We start from the raw sequence: 16,859 nt of genomic DNA on the forward strand, positions 1-16,859 counted from the left end.
CGACGATGGGGAGCACGACATGCAAATTGGCGCGAATTCATTACTGCAAGAAATGCAGTCACTTCAAGGTGAAATCAAACCCTCTTTTGGGATTTCACCTAATAATATTGTGCAGCAAGTGAATAACACCAGCGGTGCTGACTTTGGCCAGCTACTTTCACAAGCCATTGGTAATTTGAGTGGTTTGCAGTCAACCTCATCTAACCTCGCGACTCGCTTAGAAATGGGTGATACCACCGTGAGCTTGTCTGATACTGTTATCGCCCGCGAAAAGGCCAGTGTTGCCTTTGAAGCCACTGTCCAAGTGCGCAATAAGCTCGTTGAAGCTTATAAAGAAATAATGAGCATGCCTGTTTAGGCCTTGAATAACGCAATTAGCAGGTACGAATCGTGAGCACAGAAATGATTGTCGGATCAAACGCCGGCGCAGTGGACCAAGGGGTCCAACAGGAAAATAAATCCGGCGTGCTGGGGAGTCTCGGTGGCGTCGATATGATGCGTCAAATCACCATGATTTTAGCCCTCGCCATTTGTTTGGCGCTCGCCGTGTTCGTCATGATCTGGGCACAGGAGCCTGAGTACCGTCCATTGGGTAAAATGGAAACTCAGGAAATGGTGCAAGTGCTAGACGTGCTTGATAAAAATAAGATCAAGTATCAAATCGATGTTGACGTCGTGAAGGTGCCCGAGGACAAATATCAAGAAGTTAAAATGATGCTGAGCCGTGCGGGTATTGATAGTGTCGCCGCCTCAAACAAAGACTTTCTTACCCAAGACAGTGGTTTTGGCGTGAGCCAAAGAATGGAGCAGGCTCGCCTCAAGCATAGCCAAGAAGAAAACCTTGCCCGCGCGATTGAACAGTTACAAAGCGTAAGCCGCGCTAAAGTGATTTTGGCACTCCCCAAAGAAAACGTATTTGCCCGTAATACTTCTCAGCCAAGTGCAACAGTAGTAATTAACACTCGCCGTGGTGGCTTAGGCCAAGGTGAAGTTGATGCCATCGTTGATATCGTCGCTTCTGCGGTTCAGGGCTTAGAGCCTTCACGCGTCACGGTAACCGATTCTAATGGTCGCTTACTAAACTCCGGTAGCCAAGATGGTGTTTCTGCGAGAGCTCGTCGTGAGCTTGAGTTGGTACAGCAAAAAGAAACCGAATACCGCACCAAGATTGATTCGATTTTATCGCCTATTCTCGGGCCTGATAATTTCACCTCCCAAGTGGACGTGAGCATGGATTTCACCGCCGTTGAACAAACGGCCAAACGGTTTAATCCAGATTTACCGTCACTACGCAGTGAAATGACGGTTGAAAATAACTCTACTGGTGGTTCGAGCGGGGGGATCCCTGGCGCATTATCGAACCAACCTCCGATGGAATCTAATATTCCTCAGGAGGCTGATAAAGCTACCGAAAGTGTTACCGCAGGTAACTCGCACCGCGAAGCCACTCGTAATTTTGAATTAGACACCACCATCAGCCATACCCGTCAGCAAATTGGCGTAGTGCGCCGCGTGAGTGTGTCAGTTGCGGTGGACTTTAAACCGGGCGCCGCCGGTGAAAATGGCCAAGTGGCACGCGTTGCCCGTACCGAGCAAGAATTAACCAATATCCGCCGTTTACTGGAAGGCGCGGTAGGCTTTAGCGCGCAGCGGGGTGATGTTTTAGAGGTAGTTACTGTTCCCTTTATGGATCAATTGGTTGAAGATGTTCCTGCGCCTGAGCTTTGGGAACAGCCTTGGTTCTGGCGTGCGGTTAAGTTAGGTATCGGTGCCTTAGTTATCTTAGTGCTGATCCTTGCTGTGGTTCGCCCAATGCTGAAACGCTTAATCTATCCTGATAGCGTTAACATGCCAGACGATGCAAGATTGGGTAATGAGCTCGCCGAGATCGAAGATCAATATGCTGCTGACACCTTAGGGATGCTCAATACCAAAGAAGCAGAGTATAGTTATGCCGACGATGGCTCAATTCTTATCCCTAATCTGCATAAAGATGATGATATGATTAAAGCTATCCGTGCGCTTGTGGCCAATGAGCCCGAGCTTTCAACCCAAGTCGTGAAAAACTGGTTACAAGACAATGGCTGAGAATAAATCAAAAGACGCCGCTGAAACCTCAAGTTTCAATATTAAGGATCTCAGTGGCATCGAAAAAACGGCGATTTTACTGTTAAGTTTGAGTGAAGCCGATGCCGCCTCTATTTTAAAGCACTTAGAACCTAAACAAGTGCAAAAGGTCGGTATGGCGATGGCGGCCATGGAAGACTTTGGGCAGGAGAAAGTCATCGGGGTGCATAAGCTGTTTCTCGATGATATTCAAAAATATTCTTCTATTGGCTTCAACAGCGAAGAGTTCGTTCGTAAGGCGTTAACGGCGGCTCTAGGTGAAGACAAAGCCGGTAATTTGATTGAACAAATTATCATGGGCAGCGGCGCCAAAGGTTTGGATTCCCTCAAATGGATGGATGCGCGTCAAGTTGCCACTATCATCCAAAACGAACATCCACAGATCCAAACCATTGTTTTATCGTATTTAGAGCCAGATCAAGCCGCAGAAATTTTCGGTCAGTTTCCCGAGAACACTCGGTTAGACTTAATGATGCGTATCGCCAATCTTGAAGAAGTGCAACCAGCAGCATTGCAAGAATTAAACGACATCATGGAGAAACAATTCGCCGGCCAAGGTGGTGCGCAAGCGGCGAAAATGGGCGGCCTAAAGGCGGCGGCCAACATTATGAACTACCTCGATACCGGTGTCGAAAGTCAGTTAATGGAAACCATGCGCGAAACCGACGAGGAAATGGCGCAGCAGATCCAAGACTTGATGTTTGTATTTGAAAACCTTATCGATGTGGACGATCGTGGTATTCAAACCTTGCTGCGTGAAGTGCAGCAGGATGTATTAATGAAGGCGCTGAAGGGCGCAGACGATCAGCTCAAAGATAAGATTTTAGGCAATATGTCTAAACGGGCCGCCGAATTGCTGCGTGACGATTTAGAGGCGATGGGCCCAATCCGGATCAGCGAAGTGGAAATCGCCCAAAAAGAAATTCTGTCAATTGCACGTCGATTAAGTGACAGCGGTGAAATCATGTTAGGCGGCGGTGGTGGCGATGAGTTCCTCTAATCGGAGCGACAATAGCGACAATAAATTGGTCCACAGGGTGGTCAGCGACGCTGAGCTTGAGTTTAGCCATTGGCAATTGCCCGATGTGACCCAAACCGAAGAGGTGAGTATTTCAAACCTCTTTGGTTATTCGCCGCAGCAAGCGCCGAAGGCGGTGGCCGCCGAAACCATTGCGCCACCCACCATGGCGGAAATTGAAGATATTCGCGCTCAAGCCGAAGAAGAAGGTTTTAACGAAGGTAAGACGCAAGGTTATGCCGAAGGACTGGAGCAGGGCAGACTCGAAGGTTTAGAGCAAGGCCATACCGAGGGCCTAGCCCAAGGTCATGAGCAAGGGCTTGAGGCTGGGCTTGCTGAAGCCAAGGCATTAGTCAGCCGCTTCGAAGGACTGTTAAGCCAATTTGAAAAGCCATTGCAATTACTCGATGGCGATATTGAACATTCCTTAATGACACTCACTATGGCGCTGGCCAAATCTGTGATTGGTCATGAACTTAAAACTCATCCAGAACAAATCCTGTCGGCGCTACGTTTAGGGGTCGAATCTCTGCCAATCAAGGAGCAAAGCGTCAGTATTCGCATGCATCCCGATGATGTCACTTTAGTCGAGAAGCTATATTCCAGCACTCAATTGAACCGTAATCAGTGGCAATTAGAGACGGATCCTACGCTCTCTGTCGGCGACTGCATCATTAGTAGCCAACGCTCGTTGGTGGATTTAACCCTGTCCTCACGCATCGATACGGTGTTTGAGTCCTTACGTAATCAACAATCCCATTTGAGTCACAAGCAGCAACAGCGCCAAGCGGTCCTCGATGAGGAAAACGCCGCAAAAGTTGCCTCGACTACCGAGCTAGGTGATGAAGTGCAAAGCAGCCAGCAACAACATGATGGAGAGCAAGATGCAAAATCGCCGCCATCAACTGCTGAATAAGCTGAATCATTGCATCGATAAAGTCCCGCCATTTCGTGCTGTCGCCAGTGGTCAACTGGTGCGCGTGGTTGGTTTAACCTTAGAGGCGAGTGGTTGTCGCGCCCCCGTTGGCAGCCTGTGTTCTATCGAAACCATGGCGGGAGAGTTGATCGCCGAAGTTGTTGGTTTCGACGATGAACTGCTGTATCTGATGCCGATTGAGGAATTGCGTGGTGTGTTACCCGGCGCGCGGGTTATTCCACTCGGTGAGCAGGCGGGGCTCAATGTGGGCTTATCCCTGTTAGGGCGTGTGCTCGACGGTAATGGTGTGCCATTAGATGGTCTTGGGGCCTTATCGACCGATCAGCAGGCGCCGAGGCACAGTAACGCCATCAATCCACTTTCTCGCCGAGCGATCACCGAACCACTTGATGTAGGTGTGCGCGCTATCAATGCCATGCTCACCGTTGGTAAGGGCCAACGTATGGGCCTATTTGCAGGCTCTGGCGTGGGTAAGAGTGTGCTACTAGGCATGATGACGCGAGGCTCTACCGCTGACATTATTGTGGTCGGGCTGGTGGGGGAGCGTGGTCGCGAAGTTAAAGAATTTATTGAAGAAATCCTTGGTGAAAAGGGCAGAGCACGCTCCGTTGTGGTGGCTGCGCCCGCCGATACTTCACCATTAATGCGCCTTCGCGCCTGTGAAACCTCGACTCGTATCGCCGAGTATTTTCGGGATTTAGGCTATAACGTATTGTTATTAATGGACAGCTTGACTCGTTATGCCCAGGCGCAGCGGGAGATTGCTCTGGCCGTAGGTGAGCCACCGGCGACGAAAGGTTACCCACCTTCGGTATTTGCGAAATTGCCGCGTTTGGTTGAGCGGGCGGGCAATGGTGGTCCCGGACAAGGTTCTATCACCGCATTTTATACTGTACTGACCGAGGGCGATGACCAACAGGATCCGATTGCCGATGCATCTCGGGCTATCCTCGACGGCCATATTGTGCTCTCCCGTGCATTAGCTGATTCCGGGCACTATCCCGCAATCGATATTGAGGCTTCCATTAGCCGTGTGGCCCCAATGGTTATTTCGAACGAGCACTTAGAAGCCATGCGCCGCGTTAAACAGACCTATTCCCTTTATCAGCAGAATAAGGATCTGATTTCGATTGGGGCCTATGCCCAAGGCAGCGATCCGCGAATCGATAACGCCATACGCCTGCAACCTGCGATGAATGCCTTCTTACGACAAACCATGCGTGATGCCTTTAGTTTTGCCGATAGCCAAGTCATGCTTGGGCAACTCGCGGCGCAATGTAAATAATCGAGACTGTTATGGCGAATGCCGATCCGTTATTACTGGTGTTAAAATTAGCCCTCGATGCAGAGGAACAGGCTGCGTTGTTGCTAAAGTCGGCGCAATTAGAGTGTCAGAAGCGTCAAAATCAGTTGGATGCACTCAACAATTATCGCTTGGACTACATGAAGCAGATGCAGTCTCAGCAGGGACAAGCCATCAGCGCCAGCCATTATCACCAATTCCACCGTTTCATTCGGCAAATCGATGAGGCCATTGCCCAGCAAAATCGTGTGGTCGCCGATGGTGAGAAACAGAAAAATTATCGTCAGCAACATTGGCTCGATAAGCAAAAGAAACGCAAGGCGGTTGAATTGCTCTTAGATAATAAAGAGAAAAAACGCCAAGCTCTTGAGTTGAAAAAAGAGCAAAAGATGACCGATGAATTTGCCTCTCAGCAGTTTTTTCGCCGCAATAAGCCCTAACCCAAGCTCGCCATTGCGTGTGTAAGTTGTTTCTTCGACATGTAATCCTCACTTATTGGCACTTTATTTGCTTGCTTTATGCCATAGATGGCCAAAGTCGCATAAATTGACGTTTGCCCGCACGTTTTTATGTCTTCGGGTGAATGTTTAGGAGCTGATATGCAACAAATGAACAATATCCTATTAGCGTCAAGCGCGAAAAATAGCGCTAGCTCAAGTAAAGCATTTACTCAAGATACTAATAGTGAAGACTTTTCTGCAGCGTTAGCTTCAGTCACATCCGTATCTTCCCCCTCGACTAAAACCTCTGTGTCTCAGGATGTGGCCGTCAAATCTGCCAAAGCGGAAGCCAGCACTGATGATACCAAAACTGATGATGAAGCCGATATCAACTTGATTTTCGCCCAGATTGGTATGGCAAATGAGATGAAGAAAGCGGCAGCGCCGGGCGAGTCTTTGCCGCTTGAGGCTGATATCACGGCAACGGATGATGCCGATGCCGACTCATCCTCGTTATTAGTCGATGATCAATCTCAGACCGACAGCTCTATTGTTGACGGTACTTTTTCCGATGAAATGGCTAAGTTCGCTCAGTCCACTAACACTGGCCTTGGCGATAACAAACTGAAGGTTAGTACTGAATCAGAAGACTCTGGGGCTGTCGCTCCAAAGGTGGCCGGACAAAATACTGCGCAAGCCGCCGCACAGTTATTACAACAGCAAGCCTCACAACAGAACGCCGTTGATGCTGAAAGTGTAGAACAACCGATTCAAGCTGCTGATGTCACTGATACTGAGAGTGTAGAGCCACAGATTCCAGCTGCTGATGTCGATGCTTTGGTTGCGGCCGTAACTGTTGCGGAAGCGGATAGTCAAGGCACCTCTGTTGATGAGCCGCATTTGATTGATGATGCAGCGTTACTTACAGGTCTGCGCAGTGAAAAGTTCGTTAAACCGCCCGAAAATCATATTTTACCCATTGAGGGTGAGCCCGTATTAGGGGGAAAAGAGCTTGGTACCGCAGAAATTGGCGCTAAGGCGATAAATGTGTCGACGCAGCCAGCAGATAAAGCTCTTGCACCCCAAGGAATGGGATCCCAAGTCATTGATAATCAAACACCAATCAAAGCGGCCAATGCCTCTGCGAGTGATGTATTAACGACGAATGCGGCAACAGCCGCGAATACTAACGATCTTAATACCTTAGGCACTAATGTAGCGACTAATGTCTCTGCTGCCACCGCCATCGATCCGAGTCTTACAGCTGACAGCCCATCCCGCGCCGAGATTTCAGCAGGCTTTTTGCTAAAAGACGCTAAGTTAGCGGTTACTCTCGATGCGCAACAAGATAGCCAAGTTGCTGCTTTAAGTTCTGGCAGTGAAGAGACGGGCAGCGAGTTTAAGCCAGTGGAATTTAAAGCGGTATCTTCACTGCATTCTTTGGCAACGCAGGCAACCCAGCGTCAAGATATTCAACAAGTACAGCTTTCCTTACGCCAAGGTGTAGAAACTCAAAACCAAATGCAGGAGATGATCCAGCGCTTCTCGCCTGTGATGAAGCAGCAATTAGTGACTATGGTGAGTCAAGGGATCCAACAGGCGGAAATCCGTTTAGATCCGCCAGAACTTGGGCATATGTTGGTTAAAGTACAAGTACATGGCGACCAAACACAAGTGCAGTTCCATGTCACACAATCACAAACCCGCGATGTTGTAGAGCAAGCCATTCCTCGCCTACGTGAATTATTACAGGAGCAGGGCATGCAATTGGCCGACAGTCATGTTTCTCAAGGGGACCAAGGTCAACGCCGCGAGGGGGGATTTGGTGAAGCCGGCGGTTCGAGCGGTGGAAATGTGGATGATTTCTCGGCAGAAGAGCTAGATTTAGGTTTAAATCAAGCAACTAGTTTAAATTCAGGTATAGATTATTACGCTTAAGAAGGTAACCTATAGTAATAAAGCGGATTATGCGCCAAGCCCTGATCCCATTCCCGAATTTAGCCAATTAAAGAGTACAGAAAATGGCCAAGGAAGAATCATTAGAACTTGAAAGCACCGAAGCACCTAAAAGTAAGAAGAAGTTTATTTTTATCGGTGCGGGCGTGTTTGCAGCCCTGTTGATTGGGGGCGCCCTGTGGTTTTTCCTCGGTAGCAGTGATGAGACGCCTGAAGTCGCCGCCGAAGGTGCTACAGCAACGGAGGCGACCACTCCTGCCGCCAATGCGGCAATGGCGGCCTATGTGCCAATGCCACGACCCTTTTTATTTAACCTCCCTGGGCCTGACCGTGCTCGTCTCGTTGAAATTAAAGTACAACTGATGGTCAGAGGCCAAGACGATGATGTGTTGACCCAAAAGCATATTCCGTTGATTGAAGATGCGCTGCTAACCACTTTTAGTGGTGCCGATGTGCAAAAGCTAAGTACACAGGCGGGTAAAGATGAATTACGACAATTAGCCCTGTTGAGCGTACAAAACACGTTGCAATCTGTAACGGGACGTAAAGTCGTTGAAAAAGTGCTCTTTACTGGTTTTGTCATGCAATAACCTTTCATCTTCAGCACCTTAAAGAGGCGAAGACAATACTGTGAGTGATTTATTAAGCCAAGACGAAATTGATGCGCTCTTACACGGGGTCGATGATGTCGAAGAGGATGATGAGCTTGATGCCGCTGGGCAGGAGGCTCGTTCCTACGATTTTTCTTCCCAAGATCGGATTGTGCGTGGTCGTATGCCCACGCTCGAAATTGTTAATGAGCGTTTTGCCCGCCACCTGCGGATCAGCATGTTTAACATGATGCGTCGCGCGGCCGAAGTGTCGATCAACGGCGTGCAAATGCTCAAGTTTGGTGAGTACGTACATACCCTATTCGTCCCAACCAGTCTGAACATGGTACGTTTCCACCCCCTAAAAGGTACTGCGCTGATTACCATGGAAGCGCGACTGGTATTTATTTTGGTGGATAACTTTTTTGGTGGTGATGGCCGTTTCCACGCCAAGATTGAAGGGCGGGAATTTACCCCCACTGAACGGCGTATTGTGCAGTTATTACTTAAAATTATCTTTGAAGATTATAAAGATGCTTGGGCACCCGTGATGGATGTGGAGTTTGATTATTTAGACTCCGAAGTTAACCCAGCGATGGCTAACATTGTCAGTCCAACTGAAGTTGTTGTCATTAACTCCTTCCATATCGAAGTGGATGGTGGTGGTGGTGATTTCCACATCACGATGCCATATTCGATGATTGAGCCAATCCGCGAATTACTCGATGCGGGCGTACAGAGTGATAAACAAGATACCGATATGCGTTGGTCACAGGCGCTGCATGACGAGATTATGGACGTTAAAGTTGGCTTTGATGCCACCGTGGTTGAGCACGAACTCACACTCAAAGATGTAATGAACTTTAAGGCTGGGGATATTATCCCTATTGAATTACCAGAGTACATTATGATGAGAATTGAGGACTTACCGACTTACCGCTGTAAAATGGGACGTTCACGAGATAATCTAGCACTTAAAATTTACGAAAAAATCCCTCGTCCTGAGACGGTCAAATCCGAATTACAATTAGTGACGCGTAAAGGCAAAGCTAGAGACATATCAGAATTATAAAGGTGGAGTGAGATGAGTACAGATGATGATTGGGCAGCAGCGATGGCCGAACAAGCTCTGGAAGAGGCTAATGCCGTTGATCTTGATGAGCTAGTGGATGACTCACAGCCGATTAGCAAGGCAGAAGCGGCTAAGTTAGATACCATTTTAGATATACCTGTGACGATTTCGATGGAAGTTGGTCGCAGCTTCATCAGTATCCGTAACCTGTTACAGCTGAACCAAGGTTCAGTGGTTGAGCTCGACAGAGTTGCAGGTGAACCGTTGGATGTGATGGTCAATGGCACGCTTATCGCCCATGGTGAAGTGGTGGTGGTAAACGATAAATTTGGTATTCGCTTAACAGATGTAATTAGTCAAACTGAGCGAATTAAAAAGCTTAAGTGATATCACTCATTAAGAAAAAGCCTGAAGGAGCGAGATGAGCACATCGGTAATTCTCAATGCTGCGTCAGCAGCTCAGGCGAGTGTCGCTGAAGTGGCCACCCAAGGTGCAGTGGCTACAGCAAAAGTGACTGAGCCATCACAAATGGCAGCAGCGAGCATGCTAGGCGGTCTTATTTTAGTGTTATTGCTTATCTTCGCCTTAGCGTACCTGCTGCGGCGATTTAATTTAGTGCCGACGAATCACAGCGTGCTGAAAACCCTCGCGGTCACATCGCTTGGGCAGAAGGAGCGTTTGGTGTTAGTTCAGGTCGGTGAACAGCAGTATTTATTGGGTGTTAGCGGGCAACAGGTTAATTTAATTGATAAATTAGCTGAGCCAATCCAAATTGAGTCCGTTTCCTTTGCGGACAAGCTACGGCAGGCGAAATTAAAACAATGATGAAGTACATACTCACTTTTATAGGGATCAGTGCACTGATGTTTGCGACCTCGGTAGGCGCTGCCGATGGTGTACTGCCTGCGGTAACCGTAAAAACCGCCGCCGATGGTTCGACCGAATATTCGGTTACCATGCAAATCCTATTGCTAATGACTTCGCTGAGTTTTTTACCCGCCATGGTCATTATGTTGACGTCCTTTACCCGCATCATTGTGGTGCTCTCCATTTTGCGCCAAGCGATTGGTTTACAGCAGACACCGTCTAACCAAGTCTTAATCGGTATGAGCTTGTTTATGACCTTTTTCATTATGGCGCCGGTATTTGATAAAATTTATGATCAAGGGGTAAAACCTTATATTGATGAACAGCTTACTCTGCAACAGGCCTTTGATAAGGGCAAAGAGCCGTTAAGGGCATTTATGTTGGGGCAAGTACGTACCACGGATCTCAAAACCTTTATCGATATTTCGGGTTACCAGAATATTAATTCACCCGAAGAAGCACCAATGAGTGTGCTTGTGCCAGCATTTATCACCAGCGAGCTCAAAACGGCCTTTCAAATTGGTTTTATGTTGTTTGTGCCTTTTTTAGTACTCGATTTAGTGGTGGCCAGTATCTTAATGGCCATGGGGATGATGATGCTCTCGCCTATGATTGTGTCATTGCCCTTTAAAATTATGCTGTTTGTACTTGTTGATGGCTGGGGGCTTGTGATGGGCACCTTAGCCAATAGCTTCGGTTAGACAGGCGGAGTACTGAGATGACGCCAGAAGCGCTAATCGATATTTTTCGCGAAGCTCTAGCCGTTATTGTGATGATGGTTTCGGCTATTGTTCTGCCTGGGCTCGGCATTGGCTTAATTGTGGCGGTATTCCAAGCTGCGACCTCAATTAACGAGCAAACTTTAAGTTTTTTACCTCGACTTATTGTGACCTTGCTTGCTTTGATGTTAATGGGTCATTGGTTAGTACAGACCTTAATGGATTTCTTTATTGAAATGGTTAACCGTATTCCTCAAGTGGTAGGTTAATCCCATGGAGTTGCTGCTTGATACGTTAATGCAAACCATTGCTTCGTATATGTGGCCACTGTTTCGAGTCGCCAGTATGCTGATGGTTATGGTGGTGTTTGGCGCGGCAACAACTCCTACTCGTGTGCGTTTACTTCTTGCTATTGCCATAACCCTCGCAATAGCCCCCGTGTTGCCGCCCGTTAAGGATGCAGAACTCTTTTCCTTAAGCGCTGTTTTTATTACCGCTCAGCAAATTATTATTGGCGTCGCCATGGGTTTTGTGACCCAAATGGTGATGCAAACCTTTGTGTTAACGGGCCAGATCATTGGTATGCAAACTAGTTTAGGTTTTGCTTCTATGGTTGACCCTGGCTCTGGTCAACAAACGCCAGTGATAGGTAACTTCTTTTTGTTACTCGCAACGTTGATTTTTCTCGCTGTCGATGGACACCTGTTGATGATCCGCATGCTCGTCGCCAGTTTTGAGACCTTACCGATTTCGAATCAAGGATTAACCTTGACAAGTTATCGCTCGCTGGCGGAATGGGGCTCCTATATGTTTGGCGCGGCACTGACTATGTCGCTCTCGGCGATTATTGCCTTACTACTCGTTAACTTATCCTTTGGGGTCATGACCCGCGCCGCGCCGCAGCTGAACATTTTCTCGATAGGTTTCCCCATCACTATGATTGGTGGACTGCTGATTTTATGGTTGACCTTGACTCCCGTAATGGCTCATTTCGAAGAAGTCTGGGCATCGGCACAGCTTTTGCTTTGCGATATTTTAGGGCTTCAGTGCCAAGCCGATGGCATACTTTAACCGGATAGGAACGCGTAATGGCTGAAGAAAGTAGCGGCGAACGCAGCGAGGAACCCACCGGGAGGCGCCTCGAACAGGCGCGGGAAAAAGGTCAGGTTGCCCGTTCCAAAGAATTAGGTACGGCCACAGTTCTGCTTTCGGCTGCAACAGGACTGTATATGCTCGGCCCTGGTATTGCAAAAGCACTTTCCAATGTGTTTGAACGTGTGTTTACCATGGATAGAGCTGCAATTTTTGATACTAATCAAATGTTTAATGTCTGGGGCGTTGTCGGCGGCGAAATAGGTTGGCCGTTGCTTAAGATTATGCTGCTGATTGTGGTGGTGGCATTTATCGGAAACGTGTCCCTTGGTGGAATGAATTTTTCTACCCAAGCCATGATGCCTAAAGCCAGCAAAATGAGCCCGATTGCGGGTTTTAAACGGATGTTTGGTGTGCAAGCCTTGGTTGAATTAACGAAGGGCATTGCTAAGTTTTCTGTTGTCGCGTTGGCGGCATATTTTCTTCTAAATCATTATTTTAATGATATTTTACTCCTTTCTGCCGATCATCTTCCTGGGAATGTCTACCACGCTTTAGATTTACTGGTATGGATGTTTATCCTACTTTGCTCTTCCGTATTATTCATTGTAGTGATCGATGTGCCATTTCAGATCTGGAACCATAATAAACAGCTGAAAATGACTAAGCAGGAGGTCAAAGACGAGTATAAAGATACCGAGGGTAAACCTGAGGTCAAAGGGCGAGTCCGCCAAATGCAGCGTGAATTAGCGCAGCGGCGCATGATGGCCGAAGTTCCCAATGCGGATGTGATTGTGGTGAACCCTGAGCACTATGCAGTGGCGATAAAATATGATGTTAAGCGCTCTGCAGCACCGTTTGTGATTGCTAAGGGTGTCGATGAGGTTGCCTTTAAAATTCGTGAGGTAGCAAGGGCGCATAATATAGCCATCGTTACTGCACCACCACTTGCGCGGGCGATTTACCATACCACTAAACTTGATCAACAAGTCCCCGAAGGCCTATTTACCGCGGTAGCACAGGTACTCGCTTATGTATTCCAGTTAAGGCAGTATCAAAAAGGGCGTGGCCGCAAACCTATCCCTATCCCTGTTAATCAACCCATTCCTGACGATCTAAAGCACTAGTTAAGTGTTAGGTTACCGAAGAAATAGTTCACAGAGATAAACCCACAACAAGAAGCGCTAGCGGTTGGCGCGCTTTTTGCTTTCAGGCTGCTATACGTCAAAGTTTAGGTATCTGTGAATGGATGTTAAAGCCTCCCTAGGCCAAGTAAAACAGTTGAAACTGAGCTCTTTCAAGGGCATAGGTACACCAATGCTAGTACTCGCAGCATTGGCCATGATTGTATTACCTATCCCGCCGTTTCTACTCGACGTTTTATTCTCCTTTAACATTGCCTTGGCTTTGATTGTTCTTCTTGTCGCGATTTATACCGACAGACCCTTAGACTTTGCTGCGTTTCCAACTGTTTTACTAGTTGCAACACTGCTACGACTCGCACTTAACGTGGCATCGACCCGAGTGGTGTTACTCGAAGGTCACAATGGTGGTGATGCCGCCGGTAAGGTGATTGAGGCCTTCGGCTCCGTGGTGATTGGCGGTAACTATGCCGTGGGTCTAGTCGTATTTATCATCTTGATTATTATTAACTTTGCTGTTGTGACTAAAGGTGCTGGCCGTATTGCCGAGGTGAGTGCTCGCTTTACCTTAGATGCGATGCCCGGTAAGCAAATGGCCATCGATGCCGACTTAAACGCAGGTATTATTAATCAGGATCAAGCTAGAACCAGACGCGCCGAGGTGACCCGCGAAGCGGACTTCTATGGCGCAATGGACGGTGCATCTAAGTTTGTGAAGGGCGATGCGATTGCCGGTATCATGATTTTGGTTATCAACATTCTCGGTGGGTTTATTATCGGGATTGTGCAACACGGTTTGACATTCTCCCAAGCCGTTGAAATTTATACCCTGTTAACCATCGGTGACGGTCTCGTCGCGCAAATTCCAGGTCTATTACTGTCAATCGCCGCGGCGTTGATGGTGACCCGTCAAAATGAATCTGGCGATATGGGCCAGATGTTAATTAGTCAGATGTTTGACAGTCACAAGTCGCTCAGTATTGCGGCTGGCGTACTCTTTGTCATGGGTATTGTACCTGGCATGCCACATATGGCGTTTTTAAGCTTTGCCGTGATCACAGCTGGTGCGGCTTACTTTATCTTCAAACGTAATGAAGCCAAACGTGCCAAAGCCCTTGAGCAAGTCAAAACGGGCCCAATGGAAAGAGCCGAAAGAGAGCCTAAGGAACTTAGCTGGGACGATGTGCATCATGTTGACACTATCGGTCTTGAAGTGGGTTACCGTTTAATCCCCTTAGTCGATAAAGGTCAAGGTGGAGAATTACTCAGCCGGATCAAAGGTGTACGTAAAAAGCTTTCGCAAGAATTGGGATTCTTGGTTCCTGCGGTTCACATACGTGACAATTTAGACCTTTCGCCTAATGCCTATCGTATTTCTCTTATGGGTGTTGTTGTGGGTGAGGCGGATATTCGCCATGACTGCGAGCTCGCCATTAATCCGGGACAAGTGTACGGTAAGTTAGATGGTATTGAGACCCGTGATCCTGCCTTTGGTCTCGAAGCCGTGTGGATTGCCCCTGAACTGCGTGAACATGCCCAAACCTTAGGGTATACGGTAGTGGATGCCGCGACGGTAGTGGCAACTCATATCAGCCAAATATTGACGAATAATGCAGCAAAACTTTTAGGCTACGAAGAAGTGCAACAACTGATGGATATGCTTGCTAAACACTCGCCTAAGTTGGTGGATGGCTTTATTCCTGATGTGATGCCGCTCGGAAATGTCGTAAAAGTGATGCAAAACCTATTAAATGAAGGAGTTTCTGTCAGAGACTTGCGTACCATAGTGCAAACTTTGTTAGAATACGGCACTAAGAGTAACGATACTGAAGTGTTAACAGCGGCGGTGCGTATCGCATTGAAGCGCATGATCGTTCAAGAGATCTCTGGCCCTGAACTCGAAATCCCCGTCATAACTTTGGCGCCAGAGTTGGAACAGATGTTGCATCAATCAATGCAAGCAACGGGTGGAGATGGTCCCAATATCGAGCCAGGTCTTGCGGAGCGTATGCAACAATCCTTAGCGGATGCCGCTCAAAAGCAAGAAATGGTCGGACAGCCTGCCATTTTGCTAACGTCTGGTATGTTACGTGCGACCCTGTCTCGCTTTGTTAAATATACTATTCCTAATCTCAGAGTGATTTCTTACCAAGAAATCCCCGATGAAAAGCAAATACGCATCGTATCTGCCGTCGGGCAGTAGAGGACGCATAAGTGAAGATTAAACGTTTTTTTGCCAAAGACATGCGTGCTGCACTGGCCCAAGTGAAGGACACGCTCGGCTCCGATGCGGTGATTATGTCCAATAAAAAGGTGAACGGCGGTATTGAGATTGTCGCTGCCGTTGACTACGACGAGCCAAAAGCGAAAGCGCCTGCTGCGACTCCGACCTTTATGGATGTGAGTGATGACTTAGTTTCGCTCGGCGCCAAAGCGCCGATCCGCGCTGAAACTAAGCTAAAACCCTCGGCGCCAGCGGACTCACTCCAAGCCTTGCTTGAGAAGCAACAAAATCGTTTAAACCAACAACTCACGCATCAACAACAAGATGCTGAGCTTCCTGCATGGGCTAAAGGATTACAAGCTACCGCAGCTGCGCCTAAAGCTGAGCGCCGTGATATGGGCAATCCCTTCGATAAAAAGTCACAGAGTTCGCAAAAGCAAAATGCCGATCTTGAAGCCATGCGCGACGAGTTATCATCCTTACGTAATTTGTTGACACATCAGGTTTCAGCATTGATGACTGAGCATAAAAAGCGTATCGACCCTGTCGGTGCCATGCTGGAGTCAAAGTTGTTGGAGGCCGAGTTTTCACCAGCGGTGGCAAACAAATTAGCTGCGCTGAGCCAACACTATACTCCTGCAGAATTAGTTCGTGCACTGCCGCAAAGTCTTGCGAATATGCTTGATAATCAAGGTGATGATATTGTTAAGCAAGGCGGTGTTGTAGCATTAGTTGGTCCCACTGGTGTGGGGAAAACCACTTCCTTGGCTAAACTGGCCGCACGCTTTGCTGCTCACCATGGTGCTGACCAAGTGGCATTGATTACCACAGATCATTATCGTATTGGCGCCTATGAGCAATTGGCCACCTATGGCAAAATCATGGGCTGCCCAGTCAAACAAGCCCATGACCTTGCTGAACTAGAGCAAATTCTGTATCAGTTTAGAAATCGCAAGCTAGTATTGATAGATACCGCGGGTATGGGCCAACGAGATATGCGGCTTTACCAGCAACTTGATAATTTAACTGCAAATAGCAGAATACCTATCCGCAGTTATCTGGTACTGTCTGCCACAGGACAGCGCCGCGTGCTGCAAGATGCTGTAAATCACTTTAAACGCATTCCCTTATCTGGTGTTGTACTCACCAAACTTGATGAATCTGTGTCTTTAGCGGGCGCATTAAGTGTGTTGATCCAAAGTGGATTGCCATTAAGTTATGTTACGGATGGGCAGCGAGTGCCCGAAGATATGAAAGTTGCTGATACTTTGATGCTCGCTGAGCAAGCATTAGCGGCCTTAGAAAACACAGAACAACAATCGTTACCAGACACAGCGTGGTCAGATAATATGACCTGTGCATTTGAGTAGA

The 16,859-nt window shown here is 47.8% G+C and carries 17 protein-coding genes; all 17 read left to right on the top strand.

The genetic code is table 11. From position 1 onward, the window contains the following. Positions 1 to 19: 19 nt before the first annotated feature. Positions 20 to 358 (top strand): flagellar hook-basal body complex protein FliE, encoded by a 339-nt coding sequence (fliE, locus tag AEA42_RS08155; protein ID WP_055647459.1) that lies wholly within the window; start codon positions 20 to 22, stop codon positions 356 to 358. 44 nt (positions 359 to 402) lie between these two features. Beyond that, positions 403 to 2,088: a flagellar basal-body MS-ring/collar protein FliF gene (gene fliF, locus AEA42_RS08160; RefSeq protein ID WP_055647460.1), complete on the top strand. Its 1,686-nt coding sequence runs from the start codon at positions 403 to 405 to the stop codon at positions 2,086 to 2,088. Next, positions 2,081 to 3,127, top strand: a complete 1,047-nt coding sequence (gene fliG / locus AEA42_RS08165) for a flagellar motor switch protein FliG (protein WP_011716417.1) — start codon at positions 2,081 to 2,083, stop codon at positions 3,125 to 3,127. Before fliF ends, fliG begins: the two co-directional genes overlap by 8 nt. Beyond that, a complete protein-coding gene (fliH, locus tag AEA42_RS08170) occupies positions 3,114 to 4,061 on the top strand; it encodes a flagellar assembly protein FliH (RefSeq protein WP_055647461.1) in 948 nt (315 codons plus the stop codon). Before fliG ends, fliH begins: the two co-directional genes overlap by 14 nt. After that, complete coding sequence (gene fliI / locus AEA42_RS08175; RefSeq protein ID WP_055647462.1) at positions 4,030 to 5,367, top strand: flagellar protein export ATPase FliI; 1,338 nt, start codon at positions 4,030 to 4,032, stop codon at positions 5,365 to 5,367. Before fliH ends, fliI begins: the two co-directional genes overlap by 32 nt. 11 nt (positions 5,368 to 5,378) lie before the next feature. Continuing rightward, positions 5,379 to 5,825 carry a flagellar export protein FliJ gene (gene fliJ / locus AEA42_RS08180; RefSeq protein WP_055647463.1) on the top strand — a complete coding sequence of 149 codons (447 nt, stop codon included), beginning with the start codon at positions 5,379 to 5,381 and terminating at the stop codon, positions 5,823 to 5,825. A gap of 159 nt (positions 5,826 to 5,984) precedes the next feature. Continuing rightward, a complete protein-coding gene (locus tag AEA42_RS08185) occupies positions 5,985 to 7,763 on the top strand; it encodes a flagellar hook-length control protein FliK (protein ID WP_055647464.1) in 1,779 nt (592 codons plus the stop codon). A gap of 83 nt (positions 7,764 to 7,846) precedes the next feature. Beyond that, positions 7,847 to 8,371, top strand: a complete 525-nt coding sequence (gene fliL, locus AEA42_RS08190) for a flagellar basal body-associated protein FliL (protein ID WP_055647465.1) — start codon at positions 7,847 to 7,849, stop codon at positions 8,369 to 8,371. A gap of 40 nt (positions 8,372 to 8,411) precedes the next feature. Continuing rightward, positions 8,412 to 9,443, top strand: coding sequence for a flagellar motor switch protein FliM (gene fliM, locus AEA42_RS08195; RefSeq protein ID WP_037420356.1), 1,032 nt, complete (start codon positions 8,412 to 8,414; stop codon positions 9,441 to 9,443). A gap of 12 nt (positions 9,444 to 9,455) precedes the next feature. Continuing rightward, on the top strand, positions 9,456 to 9,830 hold the full coding sequence (gene fliN, locus AEA42_RS08200; RefSeq protein WP_037420360.1) for a flagellar motor switch protein FliN: 375 nt from the start codon (positions 9,456 to 9,458) through the stop codon (positions 9,828 to 9,830). A gap of 34 nt (positions 9,831 to 9,864) precedes the next feature. Next, entirely contained in the window at positions 9,865 to 10,269 is a 405-nt protein-coding gene (gene fliO / locus AEA42_RS08205; protein ID WP_055647466.1) for a flagellar biosynthetic protein FliO, read from the top strand. Next, positions 10,269 to 11,012, top strand: coding sequence for a flagellar type III secretion system pore protein FliP (fliP, locus tag AEA42_RS08210; RefSeq protein WP_172588141.1), 744 nt, complete (start codon positions 10,269 to 10,271; stop codon positions 11,010 to 11,012). The genes fliO and fliP overlap by 1 nt, the downstream gene beginning before the upstream one ends. A gap of 17 nt (positions 11,013 to 11,029) precedes the next feature. After that, positions 11,030 to 11,299, top strand: coding sequence for a flagellar biosynthesis protein FliQ (gene fliQ, locus AEA42_RS08215; RefSeq protein ID WP_037420368.1), 270 nt, complete (start codon positions 11,030 to 11,032; stop codon positions 11,297 to 11,299). A gap of 4 nt (positions 11,300 to 11,303) precedes the next feature. Continuing rightward, on the top strand, positions 11,304 to 12,101 hold the full coding sequence (fliR, locus tag AEA42_RS08220; RefSeq protein ID WP_055647467.1) for a flagellar biosynthetic protein FliR: 798 nt from the start codon (positions 11,304 to 11,306) through the stop codon (positions 12,099 to 12,101). Between the two features lie 17 nt (positions 12,102 to 12,118). Continuing rightward, positions 12,119 to 13,249, top strand: a complete 1,131-nt coding sequence (gene flhB / locus AEA42_RS08225) for a flagellar biosynthesis protein FlhB (RefSeq protein WP_055647468.1) — start codon at positions 12,119 to 12,121, stop codon at positions 13,247 to 13,249. 118 nt (positions 13,250 to 13,367) lie between these two features. After that, positions 13,368 to 15,467: a flagellar biosynthesis protein FlhA gene (flhA, locus tag AEA42_RS08230; RefSeq protein ID WP_055647469.1), complete on the top strand. Its 2,100-nt coding sequence runs from the start codon at positions 13,368 to 13,370 to the stop codon at positions 15,465 to 15,467. Between the two features lie 11 nt (positions 15,468 to 15,478). Further along, positions 15,479 to 16,858 (top strand): flagellar biosynthesis protein FlhF, encoded by a 1,380-nt coding sequence (gene flhF, locus AEA42_RS08235; protein ID WP_037420382.1) that lies wholly within the window; start codon positions 15,479 to 15,481, stop codon positions 16,856 to 16,858. Position 16,859: the final 1 nt, after the last annotated feature.

The sequence above is a fragment of the Shewanella sp. Sh95 genome, from assembly GCF_001308045.1.
Lineage (GTDB): Bacteria > Pseudomonadota > Gammaproteobacteria > Enterobacterales > Shewanellaceae > Shewanella > Shewanella xiamenensis.

What these genes read in the sequence shown, in the direction of transcription:
- fliQ (WP_037420368.1), top strand. Translation starts at nt 11,030, where the DNA reads ATGACGCCAGAAGCGCTAATCGATATTTTTCGCGAAGCTCTAGCCGTT.
- flhB (WP_055647468.1), top strand. Translation starts at nt 12,119, where the DNA reads ATGGCTGAAGAAAGTAGCGGCGAACGCAGCGAGGAACCCACCGGGAGG.
- fliI (WP_055647462.1), top strand. Translation starts at nt 4,030, where the DNA reads ATGCAAAATCGCCGCCATCAACTGCTGAATAAGCTGAATCATTGCATC.
- fliE (WP_055647459.1), top strand. Translation starts at nt 20, where the DNA reads ATGCAAATTGGCGCGAATTCATTACTGCAAGAAATGCAGTCACTTCAA.
- AEA42_RS08185 (WP_055647464.1), top strand. Translation starts at nt 5,985, where the DNA reads ATGCAACAAATGAACAATATCCTATTAGCGTCAAGCGCGAAAAATAGC.
- fliG (WP_011716417.1), top strand. Translation starts at nt 2,081, where the DNA reads ATGGCTGAGAATAAATCAAAAGACGCCGCTGAAACCTCAAGTTTCAAT.
- flhA (WP_055647469.1), top strand. Translation starts at nt 13,368, where the DNA reads ATGGATGTTAAAGCCTCCCTAGGCCAAGTAAAACAGTTGAAACTGAGC.
- fliR (WP_055647467.1), top strand. Translation starts at nt 11,304, where the DNA reads ATGGAGTTGCTGCTTGATACGTTAATGCAAACCATTGCTTCGTATATG.
- fliJ (WP_055647463.1), top strand. Translation starts at nt 5,379, where the DNA reads ATGGCGAATGCCGATCCGTTATTACTGGTGTTAAAATTAGCCCTCGAT.
- fliN (WP_037420360.1), top strand. Translation starts at nt 9,456, where the DNA reads ATGAGTACAGATGATGATTGGGCAGCAGCGATGGCCGAACAAGCTCTG.
- fliL (WP_055647465.1), top strand. Translation starts at nt 7,847, where the DNA reads ATGGCCAAGGAAGAATCATTAGAACTTGAAAGCACCGAAGCACCTAAA.
- fliP (WP_172588141.1), top strand. Translation starts at nt 10,269, where the DNA reads ATGAAGTACATACTCACTTTTATAGGGATCAGTGCACTGATGTTTGCG.
- fliH (WP_055647461.1), top strand. Translation starts at nt 3,114, where the DNA reads ATGAGTTCCTCTAATCGGAGCGACAATAGCGACAATAAATTGGTCCAC.
- fliO (WP_055647466.1), top strand. Translation starts at nt 9,865, where the DNA reads ATGAGCACATCGGTAATTCTCAATGCTGCGTCAGCAGCTCAGGCGAGT.
- fliF (WP_055647460.1), top strand. Translation starts at nt 403, where the DNA reads ATGATTGTCGGATCAAACGCCGGCGCAGTGGACCAAGGGGTCCAACAG.